Genomic DNA, 17,392 nt, shown 5'->3' with positions numbered 1-17,392 from the left:
ATCATGAAAAAAAATATCATTCTGTACAAAACGATCCCAGTGGATCAATTTGAACGCTTACAGCAACATTTCAACGTCACCGCGTTTGATAATATTACGCCCGAGAATGCGGACACGTTTAGGCAAGCCCTTGCAGGTGCCGATGGTATCATTGGAGCGAGTTACCCTATCACGGCTAATGATCTTACACTCGCCCCCAATTTAAAGGCGGCATCCACTATTTCTGTCGGTATTGACCAATTTGATATTGATGCCATGAATGCCAGAAAGATTGCATTGATGCATACACCCAATGTATTAACAGAAACCACCGCTGATACTATTTTCACCCTAGTGCTGTGCAGTGCCCGCCGTATTATTGAAATGGCTGAAATGGTAAAAAATGGCCAATGGACGAAAAGTATTGGTGAAAGCGACTATGGTAGCAATGTAAATGGCAAAACTATCGGTATTCTCGGCATGGGGCGTATTGGTTATGCCGTCGCCAAACGTGCTCATGCAGGCTTTGGTATGTCGGTTCTCTATTACAATAACCATCAACACCTTGATGCTGAAAACCTACTCAACGCACGTCGCTGTGACTTAGACACCTTGCTTGCAGAATCAGATTTTGTTTGTGTCGTGTTGCCATTACTACCATCAACAGAAAAATTAATTGGCAAAAATGAACTGGCAAAAATGAAATCCAGCGCATTTTTGATTAATGGTTCAAGAGGGAAAATTATCGATGAAACCGCGTTGATTGACGCACTGGAAAACCAAGTGATCCGCGGTGCAGGTTTAGATGTCTTTGAAGTAGAACCACTTCCGGCAGACTCTAAGCTGCTAAAATTACCGAATGTAGTCGCCTTACCTCATATTGGCTCTGCAACGCATGAGACCCGCTATGCCATGGTGAAATGTGCCGTCGATAACTTAATTGCTGCCTTAAATGGCGACCTTAGCCAAAATTGTGTGAACCCTGAAGTCATAAAATAGCAGAATCATTAAGTCATAATGGCTATAATTAAAGTGACCCTCAATAGTTGGATAGCAAAACGAGGGTCTTTCTTTTACAGTCAATTTTAAAGTAAACAATGAAAGCTTTTGGTCTTTACACTGCTACCTATTCAGTATAATCCATCGACTCCCAATGAAACCTCTGCAAAACAAACTAGCCCTGACTAGGTAAACTTCCATTATCACACAGAGACGGATTAACCTTGATGGTTGTCGATAGCCACTTTTATATCGGCTTTGCGCGGTATAAATCGATTACGCCCCGTCAAAATAAGTTTCAAAGCAACCAGTTAGAGTAAGATCATCGTAATATTAAGCGACAAATACGCCCCATACTGGGCTTTAAATCTTTCCGAAGTACGCTGACTGGCCTATCGGAAATAGAATTGATGACGATTTTCCGCAAGGCTTAGAAAAAGAATCAAGCGCTAATAATAACAACTACAACATGCTAATGAGAAAGAACCTAAAAATTCTTACTCATTATTTGCGCTAAAATTATCATTATTAAATCCATTTCGTTTTGCTGTCGCACAAAACCAATATCCGCTTTTCTTCATGGTTCTTTCTTGATTAGCCAAATTTAAACTAATTAAACCATAACGATTTTTATAGGCATTCAGCCAAGACCAACAGTCAATAAATGTCCACGTATGGTAACCTTTACATGAACTTCCTTCTTGTATTGCTTGATGCAACCATTTGAGGTGTTCACTCATAAACGTAATGCGATATTGATCGTTTACTTCTCCATCAAAACCTAGAAATTGTTCTTCGTTTTCAACACCTATACCATTTTCAGAAATATAGCAGGGTATATTGCCATAATTATCTTTCAGGTTAATTAGGATATCATAAAGCCCTTTTTCATAAATTTCCCATCCGCGATGCGGGTTTATTTTACGGCCGGGCATGTCATAGAAAGAGAAAAGTTCGAATGGTGTTTTAATTTCATTTTGTGCAATAGCACGCTCTTTTTTCTGTATCCGCCTAGGCTGATAATAGTTAACCCCCAAAATATCAACAATGCCCTTAGTTATCAATTGACAATCATCTTTAGTGAATGAGGGTAATAGATTATACCTGTTAAGCAGGTCTAATAATTCATCGGGATATTTCCCTTTGACGACAGGGTCAAGATAACTACGATTAAATAGTAAATCTGCATATTCACTCGCCTGCAAATCACCTTCATCATTTGATCTCGAATAAGTTGGTGATAGGTTTAAAATAATGCCTATTTCTCCACTTTGTTGTAATTGACGGTATGCATCAACGGCTTTGGCATGAGCGATTAATGTCTGATACCCCACTGTTACTGCCCGTTTAAAGTCTACGATACATGGATAATGTAAATTATTTAAGTAACCTGCTTCGACGGGAACAATAGGTTCATTGAAGGTAAACCAATGCTTAACACGATTACCGAATAAACGAAAACAAGTAGCAGCATATTGTGCATACGCATTAACTACTTTTGGATTTTCCCAACCACCTAATGATTGCATACATAATGGCATGTCAAAGTGATAAAGGTTGATAAAAGGAGTAATGCCATTTTCTAATAATTCATCAATGACTGAGTTATAGAAATTGATGGCTTTTGGATTTGGATTACCAATACCGTCAGGGATTAGACGAGACCATGAGATGGATGTACGGAAACTATTATGTCCGAGTAAGCTGAGTAACTTTATATCTTCTCGATAATTATCATAAAAGGTAGATGCATCCTGTGGCCCTATTTGGTGATAAAAACGCTCTGGAGATATTTCAAACCAATGATCAAAAATATTTTTACTTTTACCATCTCTCAATGCCGCACCTTCAGATTGAGGTGCTGATGTTGCACTCCCCCACCAGAAACCTTTTGGAAATTGGTATTTCATTTTGACCTCATCATTTTGATTAATGAAAATAATATTGATCGTGAATTCAAGTATAAAGGACAGCATCAAGCGGCCATTCTTTACTCTAAAAACAGCATTTATGTTGCCTGCTCCTCTGGCTGTTATGTGATAGATAATTCAGGATAAAACCATAAACGCTTATCTGACATCGCACGTAAATTTGCTAAACAATAGATAACTACCACGCGTTATCGTGTAACACGCTTTTTTTGCACTCTCTTTTAAAATTTAAGTGCACTTGCAATATCCTCTTCACTTTCTTCTTCATCTATTGTGTTTTGCGCTTTGTTAGAAATGATGACGAACGGAAGGTAAACCAATACAGCAATACCAAGGTTAAATAAGGCGAGTAACAGTGCGGCAAAGCTACCGTTAGTATTAAAGAACGCAGCTAGACCCGTAGGCATGGTCCAAGGTGCAATATTCGTCATCGGTGGGATAATCCCTAAATAATAGGCAGAAACCATAATTGCAGCGAGTATAGGCTGGATCAGAATAAATGGGATAAACATAACTGGGTTCATGATAATTGGTAATCCAAAAATAATCGGTTCGTTAATTTGGAATATACCTGCTGGCAATGCTAGTTTAGCGACTTGACGATGATCTGCACGACGTGAAGCGATGAAAATCGCAATAATTAATCCCAATGTTGCTCCTGTACCACCTAAGTATACATAGGAGTCAATCATAGGTTTTGCCCACATATGAAATGATTTTCCCGCTGCGATAGCCGCATCTACCGAGCCATATTGTGCATACAAAGAAACATTTTCTAATGCCCACGGTGTCATTATTCCGCTATCTAATGCAGTCAGTGCTAATGAACCATGAATACCAAAGAACCAAAGTAATGATGTGAAAATCACATAGGCCCAACCAACAACATTGCCCATAGATGACAAAGGCGTTGAAACTGTATCCATAATGATTTGATGGAAGTTACTATTGATACCACTAAGTGCTAACGACACAATTCCCATTATTGACAAGATAATAAAGCCCGGAATAAGTGCAGAGAATGAACGGGAAACAGAAGGTGGAACGCTATCCGGTAATTTGATAACCCAATTACGACGAACAATAAAAGCAAACATCTCAGCAACAATTAACCCTAGAATAATCCCTGAGATAATATTTGCACCCCCTAACCAATTCGCGCCAACGGCATAGGCTCCATTGACATTATAAGGGGTCACCGTCATAAAAGAAGCCACTGCAAGTAGACCTGCTGCTAACGGGTCAACTTTGCGTTCTTCAGCTAGTGCCATACCAATAAAGAACGGTGCCATAAGAGACATAATACCAAGTGTCCCGTTATAAACATTCCCTCCTATTATTTTAAAATCATTTAAGGTTTCAATTGCTGATGGCTCTAGACGAATTCCTAAAGAATAAAAAATTGATCCCGTATCAAAACTAAGAAAAACATTATTAATAAGTATAAACATAGCCCCAACTAAGGTCAGCGGCATAATTCGAATAAAACCATTCTTTATTGCATTAACATGAGGCTGCTTTCCCAGTCTAACTGCGAATGAGAGGAGTACCTTTTCAAGCGAAGTCATAATAAAATGCATAAAAATATCCTCAATTTTTTGAGCATGCTCTATTTTGTGATCGCATAAGTATGATGGTAATAGGCGTTCTCTCTAATATTATTTTAATTATTTATATTTTAATGGTTATAATAGCGGCCAAATATGCTATCTATTTCATCCGATGTAACAATTTATAATTAATTAACAATGAAATACATAGTCTATTGATTTTAATTGTTATTGTTAGATGGTAAATCAAAAAAATGGATATATAAAAAATGGAGTATAATTAATTTTCTGAGTCTAAGATATTTTAATATAACCAAAAATTGTCTATCATTGACTCATTATTATGACGACCCTCTCATATTATATAAATATTAGATTAATGATTATCAAATTAGATAAATAGTTTACCGAACTAGTCATCATCTTTTCCAAATTAAGCAGTTTTTTTCTGGAAGCGTCACTAAGTTTTGCTATCAGGGTATTCTGATGCCCAAAAACTAAAGTGTCGTCGAGTTACGAATGAGTAATTCTCCATTAAATAAGTATTGTGTTGGTGCTTTATCTGGGTTATCTAATTTTTCTAATAAACATTTAACTGCTTTGTGCCCCATTTCAGCTGTTGGTTGTGATACCGATGTCACCCCCTGTCCTGCAAAAGAGGCCCATTCCAAATTATCAAAACTTAAAAAGCCAATATCTGATCCCCAACGCAATCCTTGTTGATCCATCGTATAAGCTAGCTGAAGCGTTAACACCCCATTCGCCGCTACAATCGCTTTACGCATGCCTCGGTGAGAAGCACAAAAATTCGTGATAATTGACGTCAATTTTTCAGGATCGGGTAACGTCACTTGATGAAGTTCCCCCTTAACTTGCGGATTGCGGTGCAATAATGTTTGGAAAGTTTGTAAACGCTCTTGGCGTGCGCTGTTATACAAAATAGGCTCAGTCACAAAACAAATCGCTTCAAAGCCCTGCTCTAGCAAATGGTTAAATGCCATCTGAGCGGACGCTGGGTTGTCTAACCCCACCATATCGCAGGGGAAACCCTCGATTTTTCTATCTAATAATACAAAAGGCAACGTAGTTTGTTTCAGTACATCAATGAATTGTTCATTAACACCTGCTGAATTAATGATTAGCCCATCGACGCGATAACCTTTGAGCAACTGAATAAATTGGCATTCACGTTCAATGCTATTATCCGCATTGCAGACGACGGTCATAAACCCCTGTTTAATGGACTCGGCCTCAACACCTTTAAGCACCTCGACAGAAAACGGATTGCCGATATCCGCAATAATCAAGCCAATCAACCCTGTTCGCCCATGTTTTAAACTACGCGCCATTTGATTGGGACGATAATTTAATTCACGAATGGCGGTTTCGATGCGTTGACGTAAGTTATCTGAAAGCAAATGGAATTCACCATTCAAATAGCGCGAGATGCTGGTTTTACCAGCCTGAGCTTTCATAGCGACATCGTTGATCGTTGCAACTTTCGGTGTTTTTGAAGCCATAACCCAGACTTTACCCATCTCAAAGAAAAAAGAAATAATAATTGCCGTTATCTTACCCGAAAAAGGGTTATTTTTCTTACTATATTCAGTTCACTTGCTGTTTTAGCCACTGAATAAAAATATCTGCTTTAGGGTTACGTTTGTCATTAAGCATGGCAAAATAATGCCGTTGTTGACATTGCAGTGAAATATCGCCAAAAGGCATTACTAACTCCTGACTTTTAACCCTTTTTTCCACCAACTGCTTACGTCCCATAGCCACACCAGCGTGGTTCATGGCGGCAACAATAGCCAGATCGGAACGGTCAAAACATAGATTGCGACGATGTGGAAACAACGCCAACTGGTAATGTTCACTCCATGCCTTCCATTCATCATAGTCGGAATTGCTACTCCACGCCTGCCGGTCATGCAGTAAAGTACAGTTTTTTAATTGATGAATATTATTGAGTAAATCATATTGTTGTGCGTATTGCGGACTACAAACTGGCACAATCGATTCTGACATCAAATCTTCACAATACAGGTTAGACCTTGTCATATCATCATAATAAATTGCTACATCAATACCATAACCACGGAAATTTACTTCATCATTTCCTGTTAATAAATTCAATTGAATAGAGGGATATTGATTAGCAAAGTCCGCTATTTTTGGGATCAACCAACACTGAGCAATCGATGGACGTGAGTAAATGGTCAATTCCCCCGAAATTTCCTGATTTTTGATATCAATGATTTCTTGGTTTATATCATCCAAATTTTTACGTAGCGCCCAATAAATCCGCTCACCGTCAGACGTTAACTCAATACGTCGATGAAAACGCTCAAATAATTTAAACCCAAGCTCTCCTTCTAAGGTATTGATCCGATGGCTTACCGCACTGGGAGTTAATGCAAGTTCCTGCGCAGCTAAAGCAAAAGAGCTATGGCGAGCAGCGGATTCGAAGGTATGCAAACGAGATAATTGATAGCTTGATAAACGTTTATTCCATTGAATAAACCCAGACTTTTCAAAGTGATGTGGATTTGATGGCATCAATGACTCCTTGTAAAAATTGCACAACCAACTGTAACTTAGCATAGCCTTTTTAAGGTGAATTTATATGATGCAAATCTAAGAAACAGTATTTTATATGAGTTATCTCACGTGTTTGAGTTAATTTAGTTCATCCAAGACCTCAATTTCATCGTTTGTCACCTATGAATATTTATTATCCAATAGATGGACAACAACAATACAATTAGGGGTAGGTTATGGACTCTACAATGTGGATGCTCGGTACGCTAGTTATCAGTATCTTGCTGATCATAGTCTCTATTATTAAATTTAAGTTTCACCCTTTTTTAGCACTTTTACTCGCCAGCTTCTTTGTCGGTACTTCCATGAAAATGAATCCGTTAGAGATGGTCAACGCTATCGAAAATGGGATTGGGGGAACTCTTGGATTTTTAGCGGCCATTATTGGGTTAGGTACCATACTCGGCAAAATGATGGAAATTTCAGGAGCCGCTGAACGCATCGGTATCACCTTACAAAAAAGTCGCTGGTTAACACCGGATGTTACCATGGTGCTAATTGGGTTAATCTGCGGTATTACGCTATTTGTTGAAGTCGGGGTTGTTCTCTTGATCCCACTGGCATTTTCTATTGCCAAAAGAACCCATACCTCATTATTAAAACTGGCCATTCCACTATGTACCGCATTGATGGCTGTGCATTGTATTGTGCCTCCACATCCAGCGGCATTGTTTGTAACCAATGAGTTAGGTGCAGATATTGGTACCGTGATTGTGGCAGGGCTTGCAGTTGGCTTAGGAGCCTCACTGATCGGCGGACCATTATTCCTTAAATTCTTAGGTGACCGCTTACCGTTTAAAACGGTACCAGAAGCCTTCTCCAACCTAGAAGTGCGAGAAGAAAAAGATTTACCGTCCCTCAGTGCGACATTATTTACCGTTTTGCTGCCGATTATTCTCATGTTGATCAAAACTGCGGCTGATTTAAACATGAGCAAAGATAATCAATTATTTACTTTTTTACAGTTCATCGGTAACCCAATTACGGCTATGTTTATCGCGGCATTTGTCGCTTATTACATGCTTGGTATCCGTCGTAATATGGGGATGAGTGTATTACTCAGTAAAACCGAAGAAAGCTTTAGTTCGATCGCCAATATTTTGTTAATTATTGGTGCAGGTGGGGCATTTAATGGCATTTTGAAAGGTAGTGGATTAAGTGATTCCCTCGCACTAGTTTTATCAGGCATTGATATGCACCCCATTTTACTGGCATGGCTAGTTGCTATCATTCTGCATGCAGCGGTAGGATCTGCGACCGTTGCAATGATGGGCGCAACCGCTATTGTAGCGCCATTGATGCCGATGTACCCCCATATTAGCCCAGAGATCATGACGCTCGCCATCGGCTCAGGCGCCATTGGTTGTACTATCGTGACTGATTCACTGTTCTGGTTAGTTAAACAATACTGTAATGCTACTTTGGCTGAAACATTCCGTTTTTTATAGTGTCGCCACACTAATAGCATCTCTCGTTGCGCTGGCTGGTACCTTTGCACTTTCATTTGTAATTTAAAAGAGAGTAATTATGACTCAGATAAATATTGATAAGTTAATTGCTGACAACCCTTTAGTTCAGGACTTAATCAATTTAAAACAAGTCGCTTGGTTTAACCCTAATGCGACCACCACACAAGCAGGTTTACCTTATGTAGGTTTAACTCTCGATGATGTTAAAGATGCCGAAGCCCGCTTAAATCGCTTTGCACCTTATTTGATGAAAGCGTTTCCTGAAACACAAGCCACACAAGGGATCATTGAATCTGAAATGGTCGCCATTCCACATATGCAAGCGGCTCTTGCAGCTCGCTATCAAACGCCAATAACTGGGAAAATGCGACTTAAAAAAGATAGCCACCTACCTATTTCAGGATCAATCAAAGCCCGTGGTGGTATCTATGAAGTTTTAACTCATGCAGAAAAACTGGCTTTAGAAGCCGGCTTATTATCAATAGATGATAATTATGAAATTTTGTTCTCAGATAAGTTTCGCCAATTCTTTAGCCAATACAGCATTGCTGTTGGCTCGACGGGCAATTTGGGGATGTCCATTGGCATTATGAGCGCCAAATTAGGCTTCAGTGTCAGCGTGCATATGTCTGCGGATGCGCGGCAGTGGAAAAAAGATAAGCTCAGGTCTCACGGTGTGAATGTGGTTGAATATGAACAAGACTACAGCATTGCCGTCGAACAAGGCCGTAAAGAAGCCGAAAAAAACGCAAACTGTTTCTTTATTGATGATGAAAACTCGACCACCTTATTTTTAGGCTACGCCGTCGCAGGCTTACGTTTGAAAAAGCAATTCGCAGACCAAGGCATTATCGTGGACAGCCAACACCCGCTGTTTGTTTATCTGCCTTGTGGTGTCGGTGGGGGCCCAGGTGGCGTCGCGTTTGGTTTAAAATTAGCATTCGGTGATGCTGTACATTGCCTATTTGCCGAACCCACCCATTCACCTTGCATGTTACTTGGAGTGCATACAGGGCTTCATGATGCCATTTCAGTACAAGAAATTGGGATTGATAATATTACTGCCGCAGATGGCCTTGCTGTTGGTCGTGCATCAGGGTTTGTGGGTCGTGCCATGGAGCGACTAATTGATGGTTATTACACCATTGATGATCAGGAGATGTATAACCTGTTAGGGTTACTCAATCAAACGGAGTCTATTAAGTTAGAGCCTTCCGCACTGGCGGGTATGACAGGCTGTGTTCATGTTACTCAAAACATGGATTATTTACAGTCGAAGTCCCTGACGCCTGAAGTAATGGTCAATGCCACTCACCTTGTATGGGCGACGGGTGGCGGTATGGTGCCGCAGGATGAAATGGATAAATATTTAGCACAAGCTAAACTAAGTTAAGTCTCTACATGAATGAAACCATCTTTTTACGGTTCGCAAGATGGTTTCATCTACTCTAATATAAAAAACCAATTTTCATGCTAAATTACCCTCCTTGAGCCATAAAATATGAATATAAAACTAATAATTGATTTTATAACAACATATATCTATCAATAAATTAAAATAACTTAATAATATTTATTCTAAAGTAAAATGAAATGTATCACATTTATATTATTAACATAATGAATAACACTGTATTTTTTATTTCAAAATAACTTATCCATGTCATATAAAAAAACAATCACTTTATTTAAACTTAATGACTAGGATGCTTTTTTATAACCTTACTATTTATATTAATATTATTTATTGTCGATATATCTGATTATTCCATCATCATGAAGTCATCAATAAATATTGAAGCATACATTATTCACTATTCATCATCAGTCATTATTAACCTTAATTATTTTCAGGTTATCAATGAGACAATAAAAATCAATTTTTACAATACGATAAAAGAAAATAAGCAATAGTTTTTATTCCGCCGCTTTCGACTAATTAAATAAAAAAATGCTGTTTCATTAACCACAAACTGAACAAAAAATAACATATTAATTTAATTTGAAATCGGGTTCTTATATTGATTTTGATGTTCGCTACTTAAGGGATATTTAGCATTTTCTTCTATGATGAAATATTAACCGCTTATTTAAAAACCATAATCAAATACCTAACATAACCAAAATATTACTATTTACACCTGTACACTTTTAGTGACATTAATATTTCATAACTAATAATTTATTGACGTATACAATAGCGTCATCCCTGACAAACCCTTTACAGCACTGACTAAATCAATTTACGCCGCATCTTATTTAACACATCTTTATTAACAAATGCTACCCATACTTAACAATTTCAAAATATATGATAAGATCATTATCTCAATTTGAAATTACTTACTATATAAAAAACAAGATTGTTATTGAGGTTATAGATGAAAATCTCGAGAAGAAAGCTATTATTAGGGGTTGGTGCTGCTGGTGTTTTAGCAGGAGGTGCTGCGGTTGTTCCTATGATCAATCGTGAAGGTCGTTTCGAATCGACTAAATCACGTGTACCGGCTGTTGCTGGCACTGAAGGCAAATTACCAGAGTCTGCTGATGCAGTTATTATCGGTGCCGGCCTTCAAGGGATCATGACCGCAATTAACCTTGCTGAAAAAGGTCTTAATGTTGTTATCTGTGAAAAAGGTGTGGTTGGCGGCGAGCAATCCGGCCGTGCATATAGCCAGATCATCAGTTACAAGACTTCTCCAGCTATTTTCCCTTTACACCACTACGGGAAAATTCAATGGCTTGGTATGAACGAAAAAATCGGTGCAGATACCAGCTACCGAGTTCAAGGCCGCGTTGAAGTTCCGTCAAGCGAAGAAGATTTAGAAGTTGCTAGAGCGTGGATTAAATCTGCGTCTGAAAACCCAGGCTTCGATACCCCTCTACGTACCCGTATGATCGAAGGCACTGAACTGGCAAATCGTTTAGTTGATGCACAAACCCCTTGGAAAATCGGTGGATTCGAAGAGGACTCAGGTAGTCTTGACCCTGAAACCGTGACACCGACTATGGCTAACTACGCAAAATCAATTGGTATTCGTATCTATACCAACTGCGCAGTTCGAGGCATCGAAACCGCTGGTGGTAAAATTTCTGACGTTGTCACTGAAAAAGGTCCAATCAAAACCTCTCGTGTGGTTCTCACCGGTGGTATTTGGTCTCGTCTGTTCATGGGTAACTTAGGTATTGACGTTCCAACACTGAACGTTTACTTATCACAACAGCGCATTAGCGGTGTACCTGGCGCGCCAAAAGGTAACGTACACTTACCTAACGGTATTCACTTCCGTGAACAAGCTGATGGTACCTACGCCGTTGCACCACGTATCTTTACCAGCTCTATCGTTAAAGATAGCTTCCTGTTAGGACCTAGATTCCTACACGTATTAGGCGGTGGTGAATTACCATTAGAGTTCTCTCTGGGTAAAGACTTATTTAACTCCTTCATGATGGCAACGTCTTGGAACTTAGACGAGAAAACACCATTTGAAGAGTTCCGTACCGCAACCAATACACCGAATAACGAACACTTAGATGGCGTTCTGGAAAGACTGAGAAATGAATTCCCAGTCTTTAAAGAATCTAAAGTGGTTGAACGTTGGGGTGGTACCGTAGCACCAACGGATGATGAAATTCCAATTATTTCAACAGTCGAGCAGTATCCTGGCTTAGTCATCAACACCGCTACAGGTTGGGGTATGACTGAGAGCCCAGCCTCTGGTCGATTAACGGCAGAATTATTAATGGGCGAAACACCATTTATCGACCCAACGCCGTACAAACTTTCTCGTTTTAGCTAAGAAACGAAAAAGACGCGTTTTTTTACTGGGGTCTATTCGTCAATGGAATTAAGCTAAACTAAAGTTTAGTCTTAGGTGAAACTGATAGATCCTATTTACTTTGATAATGTTAAGGAGTTTACATGCGCTATAAAACTTTATTGCTTTCTCTGCCTTTAATTTTAGGTGTAGCGAGTGCAAATGCAGCTGAAGATGTTAAACGCGTTCCAGTGAAAGGATTCCCTATCTCTGAATCAGTAGAAATCAGCGCGGGCAACAGCCTTATTTTTCTAAGTGGTAAAGTGCCATCTAAAATCTCTGCGGATGCAAAAGAAGGCGTTTTAGAGTCTTATGGTAATACCGAAGCACAAACAATCAACGTATTAAAACAAATTCAAGCAAACCTAGCTGACATGGGTTTGACGATGAATGACGTTGTGAAAATGCAAGTTTTCTTAGTTGGTGGTGAAGAAACTCAAGGTACTATGGACTTTGCTGGCTTCATGGCTGGTTACAACAAGTTCTATGAGACTGAGAAAATCACTAATCTGCCAGCACGTTCTACATTCCAAGTCGCTAAACTGGCTAACCCAGCTTGGCGTGTTGAAATTGAAGTCACAGCGGTTCGCCCTGCTGCAAAAAAATAAGTTATTTTAAACAATAACTAAGAGTAATGGGGCATAGTGATATGCCTCGTTATTTCTATCTACCGTTTCCCTCTTTGATGCAATATCCTTCAACCTTATTTCACAGTTTGTCACTGCTGTTTCCTGTATGCTACTACCTTAAATACCTTAGCAAATAAACATGCTATGCTGCCATTATCTATGGCAGAAGTTAAAATCAAAATATGACAATATTAAAGGCAAGATATGATTAAAGAATCTCTGAAGATCCACGGTAAAAGACAATTTGAAATCAAACAAAAAGTCTTATTTCCACGCCAATCTAAAGAGATCCGCTATCAAGTTGAAACCTTCTTCTTTTTGCCTTCTTCACTGCAAGTTAACCCAGATTTATATGCCCCCGCAAGCCTTCAGCGCAGCCTTAAAAACTATATTCGACTCAGCCCACCGACTGTTAAATTATCTGCCTTACCAGAAGAACATGGGGAGTTAAGCGATTTACAGCACTGGTTGGTACAGTGTGACCCACTCAACCCACCATCTTTAGATGAATATGAAAATAAGCTAAAACGTTATGCGCTCACCTTTAAAAGAACTGTGCGTATCAATATCAAGATGGTGAGCCAAAACCCACAACGGCAAACCGTAGAATATTTAACAAAATTGATGGCAGATATTGAAAAATGTCTAACGGCATACCGAGCATTACAACCACACGCAACTCGAATAGAAAAGGTCATTCATTCAAACGCATTTTCCTATTGCGATGAGTTTATGACCTATTACACCATGAATTACTTACGTGATTTATTGGCTGATAAACAAATGCCACAGCGTGAAGATGTACGCCATTTTTGGTATCAAGAAATGCGCTACTTGAAGAAGCACTACCCAGACAGTTTTCCCAGTAACGAAACAGATGCAGAATTGGTTACATATCGACGCAACTTATTAAAAAAATATATTAATCGCTACCTCTATTTAGAAGTCCGTCATAAACGTGGTTTACCGCTACTCTTGCATTCTATTTACGGTGTTGCGGCTGCCATTTCGATGATTTTCGCCACCCTAATTGCCTTTCTTTGGCAGGGAAAATACGGGGCACTCAGCGCCAACTTATTTTTAGCTATGGTCATCGGTTATATCTTTAAAGATAGGCTAAAAGAAATAGGTAGAGAGCAACTCTATCGAGTATTCCAAAAATGGATACCGGATAGACAGCTACGCATTTATCGCGAGGGTGTTAAAGCCCCTGTAGGGGTGTGTAAAGAATCCTTTCGGTTTATCAACGAAACCATGTTATCGCCAGATATCCGTGACATGCGCCAACAATCTCATTGGGTTAATTTAGTTAATGTGCAGCGTATGGAGGACATTTTATATTATCGAAAGGATGTGTTGCTACATAACCGCCATGCGGTTTTTGAAAAAAACCAATCCTCCATTGCGGATATCACCCGTTTTAATATTTCTGATTTCTTAAAATATATTGATATCAGCTATGAAGAACTCACCGTGAATGATGATGAACCCGCTATTATTGGGGAAAAGGTTTACCACATTTACCTATGCCGCCGCGTCACCATTAACAAGAAAACCTACAATGAATTAGCGCGTTTGGTGGTAAATGCAGATGGAATTAAACGCTTAGAAGTATTGCAGTCTTTGGATCTTTTGACGACAGATGAAGATATTGAGATTCAGTAAATAACGTTTTAATTCGTCAGCACTTATACCCCGCCAACCGACGGGGCGTAACAATATTAATAATACAGTGCGATGTACTGGTCATCCACCCGCTTAATATCCACAGGTGTATCAAAAATATCTTCAATAATATCGGATTTCATAATGTCTTCAGGCTTTCCATGATAAGACAAACGACCATCTCTTAGCGCAACAATATAGTCCGAATAAACAGATGCAAAATTAATATCGTGGATCACTAAGATAATGGTTTTCCCTAGCTCATCCGCCGCACGTCGTAATAGTTTCATCATAATCACTGCATGCTTCATATCGAGATTATTTAGCGGCTCATCCAGTAAAACATATTCCGTATCTTGGCATAATACCATTGCCACATAAGCGCGTTGACGTTGCCCACCAGATAGCTCATCCAAATAACGATGGCGTAAATCGGATAAATTAAGAAAAGAGAGCGACTCATCAATTTTCTGTTTATCTTCAATATTTAAACGACCTTTCGTGTAAGGATAGCGACCAAAACCAACAAGTTCTTCAACGGTTAGCCGGCTCGCAAACTGATTTTCTTGGCGCAGTACTGACAAACATTTTGCCAGTTTATCACTTGGTGTTGTCGAGACATCTAACTCATTTACTTTGACATAGCCGCCATCATCAGCCATCAACAAGCGCCCAATAATCGACAATAACGTGGACTTTCCGGCGCCATTCGGTCCGATGATTGAAGTAATACCGCTATTTTTAATGGTTGTCGTGACGTCATCTAAGACTTTAGTACCCTGATAACTTTTCGATATCTGACTAATTTCAATCATACTAGAACCTTCTTAACACCATATAAATAAAGAAAATACCACCAACAAACTCGATAACTACCGATAATGTCCCAGCCATGTTTAAACCATACTCAAGGATCAATTGCCCACCAATGAGTGCAATGACCCCGAGTAAGAAAGATACCGGAAGCAAATAACGATGTTGGCTGCTGCCACTCACCAAATATGCCAGATTTGCCACCATTAACCCTAAGAAAGTTAAAGGCCCAACTAGTGCTGTAGAAACAGCAACTAAGATTGAAATCAGTAATAAAATGACAGTCACTTGTTGGCGATAATTAATACCTAGGTTCACCGCATTAGCCTGCCCTAATGCAATAACATCAAAGCAATAGCGCATACGCCACAACAGAACTCCAACCACCACCGTGATGAGTAACGTAAAAAGAATCAGCTCAGGGGTACCTTTGGTGAAGGTGGCAAACATGCGGCTTTGCAATATCGAAAACTCATTGGGGTCCATTAAACGTTGCAGTAGCGTCGCTACGCTACGAAATAAGGTGCCGAGAATGATACCCACCATCAATACAAGGTTGATATTCATTTTAACAGACACAAATAACCAGCGATACAGCACCACAGAGAACAACACGAGTAATGTTGATTCCAATAAAAACTTACCAATATTCAAAAGCCAAGACGATGGAAAGCTATCGGTATAAAAAATGAAGATAGTTTGTAATAAGACAAACAATGCTTCTAGCCCCATAATCGAGGGGGTTAAGATTTTATTGTTTGCAATGGTTTGAAAAAGAACCGTTGACACTCCCGCAGCAAACGCGACCACAATCATGGTCAGAACAATATAGCCTCGATGTGGTAAAATATAAGCTAGGTTGCTACCCAAGTTTATGGTCATATAAAGAATAACGGATAATAGCGACAAGGCCAGTAATATCCATATTCTATGCAATGGTGTTAACCCTTTTTTTGTTAGCACCACTGATGAATTAACTTTTTGCATAACGTTGTTGCTTCAACAATAAATATAAGAAAATCACCGCACCCACCACACCTAAAATTACACTTGCTGGTATTTCAAATGGATAGCGGATTAAGCGGCCAATAATGTCACATAATAAAACCAAGCCACCGCCTGCAATACAAATCCACGGGATTGTTTTACGGATGTTATCTCCCATGACTAGGCTAACGAGGTTTGGAATAATGAGTCCAAGGAAAGGTAATGCACCAACGACGACGACGACCACACCACTAATTAATGCGATGATGGATAAGCCAATCGTCATCACTTTACGGTAATTCAAACCAACATTAATAGAAAACTCCCGTCCCATTCCTGCAACGGTAAAGCTGTCTGCTATCCAGCAAGCAATTAGCGTAAGGATGCCAACTAACCAAAGCAGTTCATAGCGACCTTGAATGATACTGGAGAAATCGCCACTCATCCATGCACCAAGTGATTGTAATAAATCAAAATAGTACGCAGTGAATATGGTCAAAGCACTAATTACCGCACCTAGCATGATCCCGACTAGCGGAACTATTAATGCAGATTTTAAAATGACACGACGCAATAACACCATGAATAACATTGTGCCAATTAATGCAAACCCACTGGCAACAACCATTTTAGTCATGATACTGGCAGCAGGAAATAACACCATCACCACTAACAAACCAAGACTCGCGGACTGAGTTGTCCCTGCAAGAGAAGGTTCGACAAAACGGTTTTGGGTTAACAACTGCATGATAAGCCCGGCAACGCTCATCGCACTGCCAGCTAAAATAAGGGAAACGGTTCGGGGAATTCGGCTAATAAAAAAGATGTCTTGCATCTCAGGGTCGGTGAAAAGCGAAACGGGTGACACGTCACCCGCCCCTATAAACAAGCTTAATACCGCTAAAACCAATAACGCGATAATTCCACAAAAAAGATAAAGCGTTTTCATGG

The 17,392-nt window shown here is 39.4% G+C and carries 12 protein-coding genes and 1 pseudogene; 6 read left to right on the top strand and 7 right to left on the bottom strand.

The window, feature by feature from the left end; translation table 11 throughout:
• Positions 1 to 3: 3 nt before the first annotated feature.
• Positions 4 to 978, top strand: coding sequence for an NAD(P)-dependent oxidoreductase (locus ACLPIE_RS09990; RefSeq protein WP_430261483.1), 975 nt, complete (start codon positions 4 to 6; stop codon positions 976 to 978).
• Between the two features lie 497 nt (positions 979 to 1,475).
• Here ACLPIE_RS09990 and ACLPIE_RS09985 read toward each other — a convergent pair whose 3' ends face one another.
• From ACLPIE_RS09985 to dsdC, 4 genes are all read right to left on the bottom strand, one after another.
• The gene (locus tag ACLPIE_RS09985) at positions 1,476 to 2,888 is read right to left on the bottom strand and encodes a glycoside hydrolase family 1 protein (RefSeq protein ID WP_430261482.1); all 1,413 of its coding nucleotides are present in this window, start codon (positions 2,886 to 2,888) and stop codon (positions 1,476 to 1,478) included.
• A gap of 242 nt (positions 2,889 to 3,130) precedes the next feature.
• A complete protein-coding gene (chbC, locus tag ACLPIE_RS09980) occupies positions 3,131 to 4,489 on the bottom strand; it encodes a PTS N,N'-diacetylchitobiose transporter subunit IIC (protein WP_430261481.1) in 1,359 nt (452 codons plus the stop codon).
• A 467-nt stretch (positions 4,490 to 4,956) separates the two neighbouring features.
• On the bottom strand, positions 4,957 to 5,979 hold the full coding sequence (locus ACLPIE_RS09975; RefSeq protein WP_430261480.1) for a LacI family DNA-binding transcriptional regulator: 1,023 nt from the start codon (positions 5,977 to 5,979) through the stop codon (positions 4,957 to 4,959).
• A gap of 85 nt (positions 5,980 to 6,064) precedes the next feature.
• Positions 6,065 to 7,018, bottom strand: coding sequence for a DNA-binding transcriptional regulator DsdC (gene dsdC, locus ACLPIE_RS09970; RefSeq protein ID WP_430261479.1), 954 nt, complete (start codon positions 7,016 to 7,018; stop codon positions 6,065 to 6,067).
• A 218-nt stretch (positions 7,019 to 7,236) separates the two neighbouring features.
• On the opposite strand from dsdC, the pseudogene dsdX reads away from it, so the two are divergent.
• The 5 genes and pseudogenes from dsdX (at position 7,237) to ACLPIE_RS09945 (ending at position 14,641) form a co-directional block, all read left to right on the top strand.
• Positions 7,237 to 8,575 (top strand): annotated as a pseudogene (gene dsdX / locus ACLPIE_RS09965) (D-serine transporter DsdX).
• Positions 8,576 to 8,587: 12 nt separating this feature from the next.
• Positions 8,588 to 9,922: a D-serine ammonia-lyase gene (locus tag ACLPIE_RS09960; RefSeq protein ID WP_430261478.1), complete on the top strand. Its 1,335-nt coding sequence runs from the start codon at positions 8,588 to 8,590 to the stop codon at positions 9,920 to 9,922.
• A gap of 988 nt (positions 9,923 to 10,910) precedes the next feature.
• The gene (locus tag ACLPIE_RS09955) at positions 10,911 to 12,329 is read left to right on the top strand and encodes an NAD(P)/FAD-dependent oxidoreductase (protein ID WP_430261477.1); all 1,419 of its coding nucleotides are present in this window, start codon (positions 10,911 to 10,913) and stop codon (positions 12,327 to 12,329) included.
• Positions 12,330 to 12,451: 122 nt separating this feature from the next.
• A complete protein-coding gene (locus ACLPIE_RS09950; RefSeq protein WP_430261476.1) occupies positions 12,452 to 12,955 on the top strand; it encodes a RidA family protein in 504 nt (167 codons plus the stop codon).
• A 225-nt stretch (positions 12,956 to 13,180) separates the two neighbouring features.
• Positions 13,181 to 14,641 (top strand): hypothetical protein, encoded by a 1,461-nt coding sequence (locus ACLPIE_RS09945; RefSeq protein ID WP_430261475.1) that lies wholly within the window; start codon positions 13,181 to 13,183, stop codon positions 14,639 to 14,641.
• Between the two features lie 56 nt (positions 14,642 to 14,697).
• On the opposite strand, the gene ACLPIE_RS09940 is transcribed toward ACLPIE_RS09945, so the two are convergent.
• Genes ACLPIE_RS09940 through ACLPIE_RS09930 form a run of 3 tightly spaced genes read right to left on the bottom strand, consistent with a single transcriptional unit; the run spans position 14,698 to position 17,390 of the window.
• Positions 14,698 to 15,456: an iron ABC transporter ATP-binding protein gene (locus ACLPIE_RS09940; RefSeq protein WP_430261474.1), complete on the bottom strand. Its 759-nt coding sequence runs from the start codon at positions 15,454 to 15,456 to the stop codon at positions 14,698 to 14,700.
• 1 nt (position 15,457) lies between these two features.
• Positions 15,458 to 16,441 (bottom strand): iron chelate uptake ABC transporter family permease subunit, encoded by a 984-nt coding sequence (locus ACLPIE_RS09935; RefSeq protein WP_430261473.1) that lies wholly within the window; start codon positions 16,439 to 16,441, stop codon positions 15,458 to 15,460.
• On the bottom strand, positions 16,428 to 17,390 hold the full coding sequence (locus ACLPIE_RS09930; protein ID WP_430261472.1) for an ABC transporter permease: 963 nt from the start codon (positions 17,388 to 17,390) through the stop codon (positions 16,428 to 16,430). Before ACLPIE_RS09930 ends, ACLPIE_RS09935 begins: the two co-directional genes overlap by 14 nt.
• Positions 17,391 to 17,392 lie beyond the last annotated feature (2 nt).

This window comes from Providencia sp. Me31A, from assembly GCF_050487165.1.
In the GTDB taxonomy this organism is placed as follows: domain Bacteria; phylum Pseudomonadota; class Gammaproteobacteria; order Enterobacterales; family Enterobacteriaceae; genus Providencia.
This window is presented reverse-complemented; position numbering and strand designations above follow the sequence as displayed.

What these genes read in the sequence shown, in the direction of transcription:
- ACLPIE_RS09950 (WP_430261476.1), top strand. Translation starts at nt 12,452, where the DNA reads ATGCGCTATAAAACTTTATTGCTTTCTCTGCCTTTAATTTTAGGTGTA.
- ACLPIE_RS09985 (WP_430261482.1), bottom strand. Translation starts at nt 2,888, where the DNA reads ATGAAATACCAATTTCCAAAAGGTTTCTGGTGGGGGAGTGCAACATCA.
- ACLPIE_RS09940 (WP_430261474.1), bottom strand. Translation starts at nt 15,456, where the DNA reads ATGATTGAAATTAGTCAGATATCGAAAAGTTATCAGGGTACTAAAGTC.
- chbC (WP_430261481.1), bottom strand. Translation starts at nt 4,489, where the DNA reads ATGCATTTTATTATGACTTCGCTTGAAAAGGTACTCCTCTCATTCGCA.
- ACLPIE_RS09990 (WP_430261483.1), top strand. Translation starts at nt 4, where the DNA reads ATGAAAAAAAATATCATTCTGTACAAAACGATCCCAGTGGATCAATTT.
- dsdC (WP_430261479.1), bottom strand. Translation starts at nt 7,018, where the DNA reads ATGCCATCAAATCCACATCACTTTGAAAAGTCTGGGTTTATTCAATGG.
- ACLPIE_RS09945 (WP_430261475.1), top strand. Translation starts at nt 13,181, where the DNA reads ATGATTAAAGAATCTCTGAAGATCCACGGTAAAAGACAATTTGAAATC.
- ACLPIE_RS09935 (WP_430261473.1), bottom strand. Translation starts at nt 16,441, where the DNA reads ATGCAAAAAGTTAATTCATCAGTGGTGCTAACAAAAAAAGGGTTAACA.
- ACLPIE_RS09930 (WP_430261472.1), bottom strand. Translation starts at nt 17,390, where the DNA reads ATGAAAACGCTTTATCTTTTTTGTGGAATTATCGCGTTATTGGTTTTA.
- ACLPIE_RS09955 (WP_430261477.1), top strand. Translation starts at nt 10,911, where the DNA reads ATGAAAATCTCGAGAAGAAAGCTATTATTAGGGGTTGGTGCTGCTGGT.
- ACLPIE_RS09975 (WP_430261480.1), bottom strand. Translation starts at nt 5,979, where the DNA reads ATGGCTTCAAAAACACCGAAAGTTGCAACGATCAACGATGTCGCTATG.
- ACLPIE_RS09960 (WP_430261478.1), top strand. Translation starts at nt 8,588, where the DNA reads ATGACTCAGATAAATATTGATAAGTTAATTGCTGACAACCCTTTAGTT.